Below are 235 nucleotides of genomic sequence, written 5' to 3'. Positions count from 1 at the left end.
ACTGGGAGAGTGATAATGAAACAGCAAGATTAGTATCGCATGCGATACTGGGTGCGGTGGTAGCGGAATTACAAGGCAACTCAGGACTCGCAGGGGGAGCCGGTGCCGTAGGCGGCGAGCTAGCGTCAAAAGTCATCTTAGATAACCTCTATGGTGGAAAAGACATCAAAGACCTCACTGAAGCTGAAAAACAAAACATCAGCGCATTAACCCAATTAGTGATGGGACTATCAAC

The 235-nt window shown here is 48.1% G+C and carries 1 protein-coding gene; it reads left to right on the top strand.

Features of this window, described 5'->3' with window-relative positions; all coding sequences use genetic code 11:
* A partial coding sequence (locus GQ596_RS11040; RefSeq protein WP_202113811.1) for a hypothetical protein occupies window positions 1–235 on the top strand: 235 nt, incomplete at both ends.

The sequence above is a fragment of the Gilliamella sp. Pra-s60 genome, from assembly GCF_009795755.1.
In the GTDB taxonomy this organism is placed as follows: domain Bacteria; phylum Pseudomonadota; class Gammaproteobacteria; order Enterobacterales; family Orbaceae; genus Gilliamella.
This window is presented reverse-complemented; position numbering and strand designations above follow the sequence as displayed.